At 70.3% G+C, this 14,192-nt stretch carries 18 protein-coding genes; 11 read left to right on the forward strand and 7 right to left on the reverse strand.

The genetic code is table 11. The features are described 5' to 3' along the window. Window positions 1-12 precede the first annotated feature (12 nt). Together ACZ5OX_RS28400 and ACZ5OX_RS28405 are read right to left on the reverse strand one after the other, a co-directional pair. Window positions 13-255: a DUF397 domain-containing protein gene (locus ACZ5OX_RS28400; protein ID WP_465634012.1), complete on the reverse strand. Its 243-nt coding sequence runs from the start codon at window positions 253-255 to the stop codon at window positions 13-15. Further along, on the reverse strand, window positions 197-1,060 hold the full coding sequence (locus ACZ5OX_RS28405; protein ID WP_465634013.1) for a helix-turn-helix domain-containing protein: 864 nt from the start codon (window positions 1,058-1,060) through the stop codon (window positions 197-199). The genes ACZ5OX_RS28400 and ACZ5OX_RS28405 overlap by 59 nt, the downstream gene beginning before the upstream one ends. 265 nt (window positions 1,061-1,325) lie before the next feature. Between ACZ5OX_RS28405 and ACZ5OX_RS28410 the strand changes: the two genes are divergently transcribed. The 9 genes from ACZ5OX_RS28410 (at window position 1,326) to tgmC (ending at window position 8,190) form a co-directional block, all read left to right on the forward strand. Continuing rightward, the gene (locus tag ACZ5OX_RS28410; protein WP_449790286.1) at window positions 1,326-1,691 is read left to right on the forward strand and encodes an ATP-binding protein; all 366 of its coding nucleotides are present in this window, start codon (window positions 1,326-1,328) and stop codon (window positions 1,689-1,691) included. Then, the gene (locus tag ACZ5OX_RS28415) at window positions 1,691-1,933 is read left to right on the forward strand and encodes a hypothetical protein (RefSeq protein ID WP_465634015.1); all 243 of its coding nucleotides are present in this window, start codon (window positions 1,691-1,693) and stop codon (window positions 1,931-1,933) included. Before ACZ5OX_RS28410 ends, ACZ5OX_RS28415 begins: the two co-directional genes overlap by 1 nt. 47 nt (window positions 1,934-1,980) lie before the next feature. Continuing rightward, window positions 1,981-3,690: an IS4 family transposase gene (locus tag ACZ5OX_RS28420; protein ID WP_465634017.1), complete on the forward strand. Its 1,710-nt coding sequence runs from the start codon at window positions 1,981-1,983 to the stop codon at window positions 3,688-3,690. Window positions 3,691-4,010: 320 nt separating this feature from the next. Beyond that, window positions 4,011-4,280, forward strand: a complete 270-nt coding sequence (locus ACZ5OX_RS28425) for a hypothetical protein (RefSeq protein ID WP_465634019.1) — start codon at window positions 4,011-4,013, stop codon at window positions 4,278-4,280. Then, window positions 4,261-4,779, forward strand: a complete 519-nt coding sequence (locus ACZ5OX_RS28430; RefSeq protein ID WP_465634021.1) for a DUF6879 family protein — start codon at window positions 4,261-4,263, stop codon at window positions 4,777-4,779. The genes ACZ5OX_RS28425 and ACZ5OX_RS28430 overlap by 20 nt, the downstream gene beginning before the upstream one ends. A gap of 13 nt (window positions 4,780-4,792) precedes the next feature. Next, window positions 4,793-5,641, forward strand: a complete 849-nt coding sequence (locus ACZ5OX_RS28435) for a helix-turn-helix domain-containing protein (protein WP_465634023.1) — start codon at window positions 4,793-4,795, stop codon at window positions 5,639-5,641. A gap of 173 nt (window positions 5,642-5,814) precedes the next feature. Then, complete coding sequence (gene tgmA, locus ACZ5OX_RS28440) at window positions 5,815-6,075, forward strand: putative ATP-grasp-modified RiPP (protein ID WP_465634025.1); 261 nt, start codon at window positions 5,815-5,817, stop codon at window positions 6,073-6,075. Further along, window positions 6,075-7,055 (forward strand): ATP-grasp ribosomal peptide maturase, encoded by a 981-nt coding sequence (tgmB, locus tag ACZ5OX_RS28445; RefSeq protein ID WP_465634026.1) that lies wholly within the window; start codon window positions 6,075-6,077, stop codon window positions 7,053-7,055. The genes tgmA and tgmB overlap by 1 nt, the downstream gene beginning before the upstream one ends. Next, on the forward strand, window positions 7,039-8,190 hold the full coding sequence (tgmC, locus tag ACZ5OX_RS28450) for an ATP-grasp peptide maturase system methyltransferase (RefSeq protein ID WP_465634028.1): 1,152 nt from the start codon (window positions 7,039-7,041) through the stop codon (window positions 8,188-8,190). The genes tgmB and tgmC overlap by 17 nt, the downstream gene beginning before the upstream one ends. Window positions 8,191-8,363: 173 nt before the next feature. Here the strand turns inward: tgmC and ACZ5OX_RS28455 are convergent, their stop codons facing one another. Continuing rightward, complete coding sequence (locus ACZ5OX_RS28455; RefSeq protein WP_465634030.1) at window positions 8,364-8,570, reverse strand: DivIVA domain-containing protein; 207 nt, start codon at window positions 8,568-8,570, stop codon at window positions 8,364-8,366. A gap of 89 nt (window positions 8,571-8,659) precedes the next feature. After that, complete coding sequence (locus tag ACZ5OX_RS28460; RefSeq protein ID WP_465634031.1) at window positions 8,660-9,625, reverse strand: alpha/beta hydrolase; 966 nt, start codon at window positions 9,623-9,625, stop codon at window positions 8,660-8,662. A gap of 191 nt (window positions 9,626-9,816) precedes the next feature. Here ACZ5OX_RS28460 and ACZ5OX_RS28465 point away from each other — a divergent pair, with 191 nt between their 5' ends. Together ACZ5OX_RS28465 and ACZ5OX_RS28470 are read left to right on the forward strand one after the other, a co-directional pair. Then, a complete protein-coding gene (locus ACZ5OX_RS28465) occupies window positions 9,817-10,698 on the forward strand; it encodes a helix-turn-helix domain-containing protein (protein ID WP_465634032.1) in 882 nt (293 codons plus the stop codon). A 110-nt stretch (window positions 10,699-10,808) separates the two neighbouring features. Further along, window positions 10,809-11,813, forward strand: a complete 1,005-nt coding sequence (locus ACZ5OX_RS28470; RefSeq protein ID WP_465634033.1) for a DUF4232 domain-containing protein — start codon at window positions 10,809-10,811, stop codon at window positions 11,811-11,813. 49 nt (window positions 11,814-11,862) lie between these two features. Here ACZ5OX_RS28470 and ACZ5OX_RS28475 read toward each other — a convergent pair whose 3' ends face one another. The 3 genes from ACZ5OX_RS28475 to ACZ5OX_RS28485 all read right to left on the reverse strand — a co-directional run bounded on the left by ACZ5OX_RS28475 (window position 11,863) and on the right by ACZ5OX_RS28485 (window position 14,112). After that, entirely contained in the window at window positions 11,863-12,528 is a 666-nt protein-coding gene (locus tag ACZ5OX_RS28475) for a hypothetical protein (RefSeq protein ID WP_465634035.1), read from the reverse strand. A 377-nt stretch (window positions 12,529-12,905) separates the two neighbouring features. After that, the gene (locus ACZ5OX_RS28480) at window positions 12,906-13,364 is read right to left on the reverse strand and encodes a MarR family winged helix-turn-helix transcriptional regulator (RefSeq protein ID WP_449790297.1); all 459 of its coding nucleotides are present in this window, start codon (window positions 13,362-13,364) and stop codon (window positions 12,906-12,908) included. Then, a complete protein-coding gene (locus tag ACZ5OX_RS28485) occupies window positions 13,357-14,112 on the reverse strand; it encodes an alpha/beta fold hydrolase (RefSeq protein ID WP_465634037.1) in 756 nt (251 codons plus the stop codon). Before ACZ5OX_RS28485 ends, ACZ5OX_RS28480 begins: the two co-directional genes overlap by 8 nt. Between the last annotated feature and the right edge of the window lie 80 nt (window positions 14,113-14,192).

A 14,192-nucleotide genomic window follows, 5' to 3' on the forward strand; every position in this document is an offset into this window, starting at 1 on the left:
GGCCGGGAGGGTTCAGGCGTGGTGGTCGAACTCGTCGGCCTTAACACCGATGAGGAGGGCGGCGAGGGCGGTGGGGGTGGTGCGGAGGATGAGGTGGCCTTCGTCGGACTCGCGGAGTTCGACAACCCCGTCAATCGCTCGGACTTCCACGCACTCGTTGCTTGAGGCGCTGTAGCTGGACTTCTGCCATGCCGACTTAGGCATACGTTTCTTCCAGTTCCTTCTTGATGGATCGGATGAAGTTTCGAGACCCATCTTCAGGGAGAGCTGTGGTGTCAAGGCGCGCGAAGATCACTCGGTACCTGGCAAGGTCAGCTGGAGAGTCGAAGAACAGGGCGCCCTGCGAGACGTCCAACTGGATGGTGTCGAGTTCGGGGACCGGCCCTTCCGCGAACGTCAGGTTCTCTCCGGCGCCGGGGAACGTGTCGACCGCGAAGGGAACGACTCGAACGGAGATGCCGGGCTGCTGGGAGTCTTCGAGTAGTGCGTCAAGCTGGTCCACGAGCACCTTCGGTCCGCCGAACTGCATCCTGAGCGCAGCTTCGTGGATGAATGCTCGAAACGGTGTCCGGCCGGAACGGATGATCTGCTGCCTCTGGATGCGGAACGCAGTTCGGATGTCGACATCCTTGCGGGGCAGCGGTGGGTAGATCCTCTTGAAGACGGCCGAGGCGTAGCTGGCGGTTTGGAGAGGCCCGGGGATGTACGTGGTGGTGCACATGGAGAGCTTCTTCGCGTGGCCTTCGATCTCGGCGACCTCAAGGTAGTCCGACGTCAGGACCTCGCTGTACTCCTCCCACCAGCCCTTTCCCCTCTCCGTGATTATGGCGGCGAGCGCGTCGATCAAGGGTCGATTGGCGCAGTTGCATGCGGCGGCGATGGTGTGGAGCCGTTCGACACTGATGCCGATCCGGCCTGACTCCATCTGTGTCACCTGGGCTGGACTCATGCCGACGGAGCGGCCGAGCTGCGAGCCACCGAACCCGGCCTGTTCGCGAATTCTTCGCAGCTCAGTTCCGAGCCTGCGTTGACGGAGCGTTGGGTTCGATCGGGGCGGCATGACTTCCTTCCGGGCGTGCGTGTGGCCAGTGTGCCGCGCGTGTCGAGCGGCGGTCCACCAGTTACCACCGTAGAGGGAAGAATCCAGGGAGAGTGGAAATTTGGATACTCATGTGCGCTATGGTCGATCTCACACTGATCCGACGGATCGTCAGTAACGCCTGCTAGCAAGCACCGCAGAGCAGCCACGCCCATCTCGGCCGGCCTGGCTCACGGCGACACATGTTCCGTCGGTTCCCCCTCACTCACGCCTCGGGAGAACTCCCATGCGTCACATCAACACGCCCACCATCGCCATCGCCCGCCACACCCTCCACAACACCATGACCCGCGTCGGCTGGTCCCCCTCTCTCATCTCCGACGCGCAGCTCGCCCTCTGCGAGCTCCTCGTCAATGCCTGGCGCCACACCGACACCCCCGCGCCGCTGGTCGAGATCATCTCCGTCGGCGACTCCCTCCGCGTCTCCGTCACGGACGAGAGCCCGGTCCTGCCCTCGGCTCCGCCGCTGTCCCTGCTCGCCGAGTCGGGGCGCGGCCTCCAGCTGGTCGAGGCCCTCACCCACCGCTGGGGCGTCGACCCCCACGAGCGTGCCAAATCCGTCTGGTTCGAGCTGCTGAAGGACGCGGCCTGATGATCTACCGCCCCGGCCGTCGCCCGATGCTGCCGACCGACCCCCGGATCCGGTACTACACCGAGGAGCACATCCACGCCCTGCTGGACGAAGTCCGGGAGCGGGGGCGCGAGTTCGGCCTCATCTTCCCCTCGATCGACACCGACAGGACCATGGACGGCCGCGTCCTGGTCCGCTTCAACACCGCGCCGGCCTCGCAATGCCGCGGAGTTAGGGTTCGCGCAGGTCCGTCAAGAGAGTGATACCGGCCTGGACTGCATACATGAGGACGGGACCTCCCGTATAGCAAGTGATCGACCAAGATCTGTTTGCTGAAGAGGTCCCGTTGGCTCACCAGTCTGCCATCGCCCGGCCGGATTGCCTTGCAAGAGACGGAGATTCCGTTCTTGCGCCAGGTCATCTGGGCGAGCTCACCCGCTACCTTCCCGTCGAACTCGTTGACGCGGTGCTCGAAGAGAACCGCGCGGTGGAGCATCGCCGACGACTTCTGCCTTCTCGTGTCGGGGTGTACTTCGTGCTGGCCATGTCGCTGTTCCCCGCTCTGGGTTATCTGCGGGTCTGGGACAAGCTGACGGCCGGACCCGCTGGGCTGGGCGTCGCCCGCCCCAGCGAAAAGGCCTTGAGATGCCTGCGGCGGCGCATGGGCCCCGCCTCGTTCAAGGCATTGTTCGAGGTGGTTGCCGGACCGCTCGCCCAACCCACCACGCCCGGCGTGTGCTACCGGCGTTGGCGGACCGTGGCCTTCGCCGGATGCGCCTCGGTGAAGGTGCCCGACTCTGAGCGCAATCGGACCTGGCTCGGCAGGATCCAGACACAGTGGGGCTTGGCCGGATACCCGGTCCTGCGGCTGATGACGCTCTGCGAGACCGGTACCCGTGGCCTGCTCGGGGCGGTGTTCGGGCCAACGGCGGAGTATGAAACCGCCTACGCGCGGCGCCTCCTGCCGCTGGTGAACGCTGACATGCTCGTGCTTGCCGACCGGGGCTTCGACGGGGACGCCTTCCTGTCGGATATCGCAGCCACCGGGGCCCAGTTCGTCATCCGCGTCGGCGCCCACCGTCGCCCGGCCGTCCTCGCCCTGCTTGCGGACGGCTCGTATCTCACCCGACTGGGCGGACTCAAGGTACGCGTCATCGACGCGATGATCACGATGACCGCCGACAACGGACAGGTGCTCCGCGAGCGCTACCGCATCGCGACCACCTTGCTCGATCCTCGCAGTGATCCCGCCGAAACGCTGGTCCGCCTCTACCACGAGCGCTGGGAGATCGAGTCCGCCTACTACGCACTACGACACACACTTCAGAACGGCCGCGTGCTCAGGTCACAGGACCGGACGGGCCTGGAACAGGAACTGTGGGCACAGTTGATCGTCTATCAACTTCTGCGGACCGCGATGGTCGACGCCGTGGAGTCGCGTCCGGGCACCGACCCGGACCGCGCCAGCTTCACCATTGCCCTGGAAACCGCACGCGACCAGATCGTCCTCGTCGGCACGACCACAGGAGAGGGCGCTCACGACGCACTGGTCGCCACCATCGGCCTGGCGGTGCTGGGCGGCCTCCTGCCGGCGAGACGGCCGCGCACCAGCGCCCGCTCGGCCAAGATCGGACGGACCCGATACGCACACGGCTCGGCAGACCCCCGCCCGCGGCAACCCAAGACGATCACCAGCCTCGCCGTGACGCTCCGCCCGGCTCCGCGGACCCCGCCCCTGCCATCAGACGGCCACGAGAACCAGCGCAAGGCCGTCGCCGGGAGCGGGTCCACGCGCACCGGCCTGCGAAACCGAGTCCTCCAACTCATGGCAGCCGAGCCCGAACGATCCTGGCGGCCCCGCGAAGCGTCCACCGCTCTGGGCATCCAAAATCACGCGAGCTTCGCGAGCCAAATGACCATGTGGGCCAACGAAGGCCTCCTCAAGAAGATTGCCTACGGGACCTACACGCTCGCTGACGCATGGAAACAGACCACGTTGACAAGCATGGACAGCGCCTAACTCCGCGGCATTGGCCGGCCTCGACGCTGTTGAACCTCCTCACCCTGCTCCTCGACGCCGAACGCAGGACCTCGTGCGATACCTGATCGGGACGGCCTTCGCCGTCCTCCTCACCCTCGCCTTCGCGACCGTCGCCCTGGGCGTCGTCACCGCCCTCCGCGCGGCCCCGACGCCCGACGAGGACGCCTGACACCCCCGCCGCCCCCGCCGCCCGCGCGCCGGGGGCTGCGGCACTGCTCCACTCGCGCCCTTGACGGCCTTTCACAGGTGGGTCCAAGGTCGTGGAACTGTATGGAATCCACTCGGTACGGGAGGTAGTCATGACGCTAAAGTTTCTGGGGATCTACCCGAACACCCCCGATGACGGCTCGCCGACCATCTGGCTGGACGAGGCGACCGGTGACCTGGTGATCCAGTCCTGGAAAGCCGACGAGGCCACCATCAGGGAAGCCCAGGAGGTCGGTTCCATCCCGGGCCACTCCACGGACATCCCGGATCACGAGGGCGTGTTCCGGCTGCCCGCCAACATGATCCAGTTCATCCCCCGGCCGGACAGTGAGGTCAACGACGGTGGCAACAGCGGTTCGTGAGCAGCTGGCCAAGGCGCAGCGCTCGGCGGTGCATTTGGAGATGCGGGACAGCTACATGCTGGACGACCCCGAGTTCATCGCCTGGCAGCAGGGCAAGCGGCTTGATCCGATGGACCGCGAGTCGTGGTGGCGGTCGTGGCTGGACGTGGTGGCCGAGGCGACCGGCCGTGGAGTCGCCATGCGCCGTCTACGGGTTGTCTCCGAGCCGGTGACCGACTACATCCGGTACGAGTACGACGTGACGTTTCCGAACATTGCGGCGGGAGAGGACGTGCGGTGGTTGCCGCGCTCCCGCGCCGGTGATCTGTTCCTGCCCGGCCTGGACGGCTGGGTGATGGACGACGAGGTGGTGATCCTGCACCACTTCACCGGGGACGGGCAGTGGGCCGAGGCCGGCATGGAGGTCCGGAACGATCCGGAGTTGGCCAAGCGGTACCTGGCGGCCTATGAGGTCGCATGGAAGCGGGCGACGCCGCACGCGGAGTACCGTCTCGCCTGATCGATAACCGTCCATGGCTGTCCCGGCATCTTCAAGTGTCCAGCGCGCCCGCCAGAATCTCGCCGACCGGCTCGGCGAGATCCAGCGGGATGCCGGGCTGTCAGGGCGTGACCTGGCCGCGGCATGCGGCTGGTACCCCTCCAAGGTCTCGCGTCTGCTGAACGCCCACACACCGCCGTCCGAGGACGACATCCGGAAGTGGTGTCGGGCCTGCGGGGCCGAGGACCGCGCGCCGGACCTGATCGCCTCTCTGCGAGCCGTCGAAGGCATGTTCATCGAGTGGCGGCGCATGGAGCGCGCCGGCCTCAAGGCGGCTCAGGAAGCCCGACTTCCGCTGTACGAGCGGACACATCGATTCCGTTCCTATTCATCATGGTTGGTGCCCGGCCTGATTCAGACGCCTGGGTACACGACTGCCGCTCTCCAGGCCATCCAGCAGCGCCGAGGGCTCATTGACGACGTTCCGGCTGCGGTAGCTGCCCGTATGCAGCGCCAACGGGTGCTATATGCGGGCGACCGGCGGTTCGCCTTCCTGATTGAGGAGTCCGTGCTGCGCTGCGGGATCGGCGGCGTCGGCGTCATGCGCGACCAGCTGCGCCACCTGACGACAGTCGGATCGCTTCCCAACGTGAGCTTGGGAGTCGTTCCGATGCGTCCTGATCGGACGCGCTGGCCGGTTGAAGGCTTCTGGATCTTCGACAGCGCGCAGGTGAACGTGGAACTGATCTCTGGATATCTGACCATCACCCAACCGAGCGAGATCACGATGTACGCCGAAACGTTCGGTGAGCTGGCCCAGTTGGCCGTCTACGGGTCGGCCGCTCGTGAACTGATCACGTCTGCCGCTGCGCTGCTCGGGTGATCCCAGCAGTCGGTGTGGAATCGTGTAGAACTTCATGGCGGCGCTCGCCGCCCACTTCGTACCTTCCTGCCAAGAGCATCGATGCCGGAGCGCGGAACGGGATCGCACAACCCGGCCATCCAGCCGAGCTGTTGATCCCGCCAGCACCGCCACGAAATGGAGGCGCAGGACAGATGGCAACCGCACCCTGGGGTACCAGCCGCATGCAGCCGTTCACGGCTACCGTCCCGGTCCCGCAGTACACGCCCGTCATCGACCCGGAGACGCAGGTCGCGGTGTTCGTGGACGAGCACGGCCGAACGGTCGAGATGGGCGGTCACGGCACCAGCACCAGTGGCTTGACGCCCACGCAGACCACGCCCGACGGGAACCCGGGCAGCCCGACCGACGCCGACACCACCGAGTCCTACGACCAGGACCAGAGCAACGGCTGATGGACGGCCGAAGCGGGTCGGTGCTGGTACTGACCAATCCCCTTGACGTGACCGCGGATGCGGTACTGCGGGTGCTCGCCGAGCGCCGGGTACCGGTGGTCCGTCTCGACCCCGGCACCGACCTGCACACGGGTGCCTCCCTGACCGCCACGTACCGCACGGGCGATCAGCGGGGCACCCTGCGCACGGCCGGCCGGAACGTCGAGCTCTCCGCGGTCCGGTCCGTCTGGGTGCGCCGGGCCTCGCCCTACGAGGGCCCGTCCGAACTGGACGGACAGGACCGTCGGTTCGCCGCCTTGCAAGCCCTGTGGGGTGCGGGAGGCATCCTCGCGTCGCTTCCCGCCGCGCACTACGTGAACCATCCCTGGGCCAACCGCGCTGCCGAGCACAAGCCGGCACAGCTGGCGTCCGCGCAGCGCTTCGGTTTCATGGTTCCCGACACGGTGATCACGAACAGCGCAGAGCAGGCCCGGTCGTTCGTGGCGGCCCAAGCCGACGGCGCGGTGTACAAGCCGCTGTGGAACACCCCCTACACGGTCGACGGGCAGCCTCACGCCGTGTGGGTGCGCGAAGTCGATCCAGCCGACATCACCGATGCCGTGTCCGCCTGCCCGCACCTCTTCCAGGCGAAGGTGCCGAAGGTGTTCGACGTACGGGTGACGGCCGTCGGTGACCGCCTGTTCGGCGTCCGGATCGACAGCCCCGACCTCGACTGGCGCCGCCGCCAGGACCGGATGGCGTGCACGCCGATCGACGTACCCGAGCCGGTCGCTCGTGCGGTCGCCGCCTACCTCGGACAGCTTCGTCTGGTCTACGGCGCCTTCGACTTCGCGGTGACCGCCTCGGGCGCCTGGTACTTCCTTGAATGCAACCCGAACGGCCAGTGGGCATGGCAGCCGTCCGAGACCACCGACGCCATTGCCCGCGCCCTCGCCGATCAGCTTCAGAAAGGTTCCATCGCACATGAGCACACCGGCTGAACTCCGCACCGCTCTGGCCGACAGGCTCACCGACAACGGCGTGCTGACCGAACACGGGTGGGAGAGCGCCGCGCGGGCCGTTCCGCGGGAGCTCTTCGTCGGAAGCTACTTCGCCCCGGTCCCCGGCAGCGTTCCGACCGGCTACCGGACAGTCCGCGAGGGCGAGCCCGGATGGCTGGAGGGGATCTACGACGACCGGACGCTGGTCACCCGACTCGACGGCCGCACCGGCCACGTCGGGCCCGAGGACACGGCCGGGGAAACCGTGACGGGCATCCCGTCCTCGTCCTCCACCCTCCCCTCCGTGGTGCTGCGCATGTGGCAGCAGCTCGACACCAGGGCCGGACACCGCGTGCTGGAGATCGGCACCGGGACCGGGTACTCGACCGCCCTCGGCGCCCACCGCCTCGGGGACGCCAACCTCACCAGCGTCGAGTACGACCCCGCCGTCGGCGCGGCGGCCGCGGCGGCGCTCAAGGCGGCCGGGTTCGCCCCCAGGCTGATCGTCGGTGACGGGCTGCGCGGCGATCCGGACGGTGGCCGGTACGACCGGCTCATCGCCACCTGCTCGGTCCGGTACGTCCCGCTCCCGTGGCTCCACCAGGTCAAGCCCGGCGGCCGGATCCTGGTCACCCTCTCCGGGTGGGGCTACGCGAACGCCCTCGCCCTGCTCGACGTGACCGGCCCCGGCGAGGCCACCGGACGGTTCCTGGCCGACCAGACCAGCTTCATGATCGCCCGCCCGCACGACCGGCCGCCCCGCCCGACGCTGGACCTGCTGCCCGGCGACGAGTCACCGACCCACATCGACCCGGCGACACTCGACAGCTGGACGGGCAGCTGGGTGGCCCAACTCGCCGCGCCCGCAGCCATCCGCACGGGATTCGGGGCCCAGCAGATCCTCTGGGACCTGTCCACCGGATCGCAGGCCCGGACGGCACCCGGCCCCGGCGGCGGATGGACCGTGACGCAGCGCGGGCCCGTCCGCCTGTGGGACCGGGTCGAGCACGCGGTGCGGAGCTGGCAGACGGCCGGTGCGCCGCACCAGGACGCCTTCGGGATCACCGTGTCGGCGGCCGGACAGCGTGTCTGGCTCGGCACCGAGGACGGACCGGGCTGGAACCTGCCCATCTGATGAGCCGGGCCGCCCCTGCCGCCCGGGCAACGACTCGCACTTACCGGTTGATCGTGGTGGTCCCGGCCCGCTCGGCCGACACGCTGATTCTCCGGGCCTATCGGCGGCCATGAGGCGCGCCTTCACGGCACCGGCTGCGTAGGAAGTCGGCCGGGCCGACTTCCTACGCGTGGTTACGCGCTGCCGCCCCTGCGGCGCAGGAGCTCCGCGATGCGCGCGTCGACCTGCTCGCGGTCGTAGCCCCGCCACATGATCCGGAACGCCGGCACGGGAGGCGGCGCACCGGCTCCGGACAGGGCCCCGAGGTAGTCGTCGACTTCGGGGCGGTCGTAGCCGCGCCGCACCAGGTCGAAGCCGCGGAACTCCGGTGATGTCGACATGTCTTGGGTCCTCCGGCTATTCGCGTGGACGGCATCAGGCCTCTCGATCCTGTCATACGGATCTCGGCAGGAGCGTCCGACTCCGGCCGTCAGTCGACGGCGAGGTGGGCGGTGTAGAACTCGGTGAGCTTGTCGACGGCCGGGGCGACGTACTCCTCCCTGTCGTACAGGTCGACGTGGCCGGCGCCCTCGATCCAGTGGATCTCCTTGGGGCCCGTGGCGCGCTGGTGGGCCTCGACGGCCATCCAGGCGGTGACGGCGTGTTCGCCGATGATCTGGAGGACGGGGCGGGGGCCGATCAGCGGGACGGCGAGGAAGGCGTCGTGAAGCGCCATCCGGTCGACGCTCTCCCAGGCGAGGGTCTTCGCGGAGCGCTCGTGCCCGCCGCGCGGGGTGCAGTAGTACGCGAAGCCCTCGGCGCCGTGCCGGCCGCCCAGCGCGTGGGCCTGCTCGGCGGTCTCCGGGAACACGGGCAGCGCCCCGGGGTCCTCGCCGCGCGCGGCGGCGCCGCGGGCCGCCGCGGCCGCGTCCAGCAGGGCCTCGAAGACGGCCGGGTCCTGGGTGCCGTCGGCGCCGAGGCGGAACTGGCGGGCGGGTTCGGCGGTGGACACGGCGGCCACCGCCCTGACCCGCCGGTCCGTGCCGGTCGCGGCCAGCGCGTAGCTGCCCGAGGCGCAGATGCCCAGCAGGCCGATCCGCCCGGCGTCGACCTCGTCGAGGGCCGAGAGGTAGGACACCGCGGCCTTGAAGTCTTCCACCCGCTGGGCGGGGTCCTCCAGGCCCCGCGGCAGACCGCCCGACTCGCCCTGGTGGGCGGCGTCGAAGGCGAGGGTGACGAAGCCGCGTTCGGCCATCAGCCGCGCGTAGGTGCCGGAGGCCTGCTCCTTCACGCCGGTGCCCGGGTGGCCGACCACGAGGGCCGGCCGCGGACCGGGCGCCGGCGCCTGGGTGTGGAGGTGGCCGACGAGCGTGATGCCGGCGCTGTCGAAACGCACGGTACGGACGTCATGGGCGGTACGGGCGGTACGGGCGGCGGTGCGGGCCATGAGGGCCATGAGGCGATCTCCACTGGGACGGTGACGGGACGTGACGCACCGGCACCGGGGCGCGGGGCCCCGCCCTGCCGGGCACGCCTCCACGTTCCGTCACCCGCCGCCCGTGCGGGAGAGTCAGGCCCGTGCCCGGGAAAGAACCTGCCCCCTCGGAACACGTGCCCCACCCGCTCCGGCACACCGACACTGGAGGCATGACCGCAGACTCCGACTCCCGGGCGCTGGGCGCCTTCCTCAAGGCCCGCCGGGCCCAGCTGTCCCCGCAGGAGTGCGGCCTCCCAGAGACGGACACCGCCCGCAGGGTCGCCGGGCTGCGCCGCGAGGAGGTCGCCCGGCTCGCCGCCATCAGCGTGGACTACTACACCCGGCTGGAACAGGGCCGGGTCCGGGCGTCCGCACCCGTGCTCACCACCCTGGCCCGCGCCCTGCGCCTCGACGACGACCAGCAGACGTACCTCTACGGACTCGCCGGCCGGACCGACGCCCGCCCCCGCCCCCGCCGCCCCGACCGACGCCTGCGCCCCGCCATGGGGCGGCTGCTCGACCAGCTCACCGACACCCCCGCGCTCGTCCTCGGCAAACGCCTGGACGTCCTGGCCTGGAACCCCGCCGCCACCGCCCTCTACACCGACTTCGCGACCGTCGCGCCCCACCACCGCAACTACCTGCGGCTGCTGTTCACCGACCCGGTCGTCCGGCACCTGCACCGGAACTGGTCCCACGACGCCCGGGAGGCCGTCGCCGCGCTGCGCATGGAAGCCGCGGCCGACTCCGACGACCCCGACCTCGCCCGACTCGTCGGCGAACTGTCCATCCAGGACGCCGACTTCCGCACCTGGTGGGCCGAACACCGCGTCAACAGCGCCGGTTACGGCACCAAGCACTACCGCCACCACCTGGTGGGGGACCTCACCCTCGACTGCGACACCTGGACCAGCCCCGACGGCTCCGGACAGCGCCTCATGGTCCTGACCGCCGAACCGGGCAGCCCCTCCCACGACGCCCTGCGCATCCTCACCTCGTGGACCACCGGCCGGCAGCCGGACGCCGATCGGGCACAGGACCCCACGCGATGAGAGCCGCGCCACCGCGCCACCGCGCCGACGGCGCTGATCGTGGCAGGGCTGTTGCACGCCGAGTGGCGCAGCTCACAGCCGTCCGGCGCGCGGCGTGATCGACTCGCTCGATGCACCAGTCCTCCACGCCTCGCCGCCAGCTGACGATCCATCAATTCAGCGCTGTCGCTGCTGCGTTGCTGCTCGCCGGCTGCGGCACCGCGACGACCGCCGGCTCCGGTGGCGGCCCGGAGGCCTCCGGCAGTCCCGCGCCGTGCGGCACCCCGCCGCCGAGCGCGCCCGGCGTGCCGCAGCCCACCAAGGTCGCCCAGGGCGGGGCGCGGATCACCGCCGCTGGGCCCACCTGCTTCGAGTACGAGGTGACCAACCCGAACAGCGAACCGTACGACGTCACCGTGGTGTTCAACGGCCCCGATCCGGGCCAGGGGACGGCGGTGTTCGGCGGCCCCGGGGGAAGGGCGGGGAACCTGACCCGGACCGTCACCGGGCTCGCCCCAGGCGCCACCGAGAAGGGGCGGATCGACCTGACCACGCCCGGCCGGGCCCCGCGGACAGGCCCGCCGCCCACCCTGACACCGTCCGAGGCCCGTGCGCCGAAGCCCGAACTCCTCAAGGTCCGCAGCGTGCCCACCGCCGAGGCGTCCAGTGCCGGCGGTCCCTGCCCGCCCTCCGGCCTGCGGCTGTACGCCGACGAGGGCGACGCCGCGATGGGCCTGCGCGTGGTCGGCCTGCACCTGCGCAACTGCGGCACCGCCACCGTCACCCTCGACGGCTACCCGCAGGTGCAGCCGCTCGACCTCGACCACAAGCCCCTCGACGGGGTGCGCGTCCTGCGCGGCGGCGCCGAGATCGCCACCGGCACCGGCGCCGACGACCCGCCCCGGCGGATCGACCTGCGCCCGGGGGAGGGCGCCCGCACCACCCTGGTGTGGCGCAACACCACCGAGGCCGGCGCCGGCGAACCGCTCAACGCCCCCTATGTCCGGGTGCGCGCCACCCCCGACGCGGCCCCCGTCATGGTCACCCCGGAACTCGACCTCGGCACCACCGGACGCCTCGGCGCCGGAGCCTGGGTCAGAGAGGACGCCGACGACAAGCCCGCCCCGACCCCGTGAGGACCGCGGGATGACCCCGGGACGACCGCGGGACGGCCCGCCGCGCGGCTCAGTCGAGCCAGCCCGGATGCGAGTCGGTGACCTCCGCGACCAGCAGGTGCCGGACCGCGTCGAGCGACGCGGTGGCGAGCACCGCCGCGACCAGCTCCGCCGACCCGAAGACCTCGGTGGCGGACAGGTCGTTGTCCGAGTACACGAACCACGACCGGTCGACCGGCCACCAGTTGACCGGGAACGCGTGCGGGAAGCCGGGGGAGCCGAGCCCGTCCCACAGCGCGAGCGCCTCGTGGAGCCGGCCGCGCCGCAGCTTCACCGGTTCGCCGATGTTCTCCAGCGGGGGCTGCGCCCAGTAGCACTCGGTGTCCGGCCCGTCGGGGCTGAACCGGGCGAGCACCTCCACCAGGGCGCGCAGACTGCCGCGGTCCGGCGCTCCTGAGCCGGGCAGGGTGAGTCCCCCCATCGGGATGCCGTCGAAGACCCGGGTGGAGAGGGTGGAGCCCCAGCTCCCCAGGTACCGCCCCGCGCCCGCCAGCGGTTGCGCCCAGCGCGTGCGGCGGATCTCGCGGCCCGCGTCGTCGAGCTCCCGGAGCGCGTGGAGGACCCAGCAGTGGTCGGCGAATCCGACGGGTTCGTACCCGGTGACGGATTCGGTCACCAGGTCCCGGATGTGCGCCGTCTCCGGATCGGTCTCCGGGTCGGCTTCGGTCAGTTCCACGAGGGCTCCAGAATCCGTTGCTGCGGGCCGCTGTCCACGTCCGGTGGGCGCGTACGAGTCCGCCCCATGACAGGCCGCGCCGGAATCCGGCACGGGCCGCGCCGGATTCCGGCGGCCCGGCACGGGCCGCGCCGGATTCCGGCGGCCCGGCACGCTCCCCCGTGGCGTGCCGGGCCGCCGGCATGGAAACGGAATTTGAGATTCCGCTGCGCGGTGTTCCTGGATGAGCATGCCAGGCAGGTACCTCCGCCGTGTTGGCACCGAGTGGACTGTTCTTGGCATTGCGTGCACTGATCCGCGATTCCCGTCCGCTCGTGCGCACCGGGTGCTCACGGTGCGGGGTTTTCGCGTTCACGGTCGTGGTGCCGGCCGTGGCATCAGTCGAGGGAGAGGCGCTTGTTGAGGGCCTCGCCCGAGGGGAGGGGGTCGATGAACCGGTGCAGGAACGCGAGCATCGCGTCGGTGTCCAGGCCCTCGCAGGCGGCGTCCATCGCGCCGTAGAGGAACTCCTCGATCCCGGCGACCTCGGTGGCCAGGCGCTCGCCCTCGGGCGTGAGGCTGAGCTGGAGGTAGCGGCGGTCCGCGTCATCGGTGCGGCGCTCGACCAGCCCGGCCGCGACGACGCGTTCGACCAGCCGGCTGGGGTTGGTGCCGCTCTCGCACACCAGGAGCTGTCCGAGCCCGCTCAGGCTCAGGGTGCCGTGCTGCTGGAGCAGGCGCAGCACCTCGGCCTGGGACGGGGTGATGCCGTGGGGTTTGAGGGCCTGGATCAGCAGCCGGTTGCCCTCGCGCTGGGCTGCCAGGATCGCGAACCGCAGGTGTTCGGCCTTACGCATCGATGTCCTTCCGGGGGGTCGGCTGGGAGGCGAGGAAGTCCTCGACCGCGGCGGCGTAGGTTACCGGGTGGGAGAAGCGGAACATGTGGCCGGTGCGCGGCAGCACGACCTCCCGGGCGTCGGGGATGCCCGCGAGCATGATCTTGGAGGCGTCCTCGCCGATCAGCACGTCGTGCGAGGGGGTCAGGAGCAGGGTCGGGACCTCGACCCGGCCCAGCGCGTCGACGTAGTCGGCGGTGAGACTGGCCCGCACGCGCGCGCCGAAGGACGCGGCCGGGGTGTTGGCGAGGAACAGCTCCCGGCTGCGCGCCTCGCTCCAGGGCACCTGTCCCTCGCCGTCGAACGGGGAGGCGAGGCGGTGGGCGTGGGCCCGCAGCGTCAGCTGGGTGTAGAGCGGGCCGCGGGCCCTGCCGATCACCCGCATCAGGGCCTTCCACGGCTTGGAGTCGACCGGGTTGGCCGCGAATCCGCCGGACAGGACCAGGGCGCGCAGGCCCTCGGGGCGGCGGGTGGCGAGCGCCAGCGCGATGTTCGCGCCGAACGAGTCGCCCACCAGCACGTACTCGTCCAGGTCCGCGACCGCCTCCTCGACGTGGTCGGCGTAGCGCTCGATGTCGTCGACGCCCTCGGGCAGGCGCAGCGTCCGCTTGGGCGCGTCGCCGTAGGGGGCGAGCTGCTCGGCGCTCCACGGGGCGCCGGAGAAGCAGGGGACGAAGACGAGGGCCGGAATCTTCTCTGTCGTACTCATAACGGACAGGTTACACGACATGTGTGTCGTGACATATGTTGGCTCGGGTCGGGGTCGGGGTCGGGATCGGGGCCGGGGCG

Source organism: Kitasatospora sp. NPDC032121 (assembly GCF_055580145.1).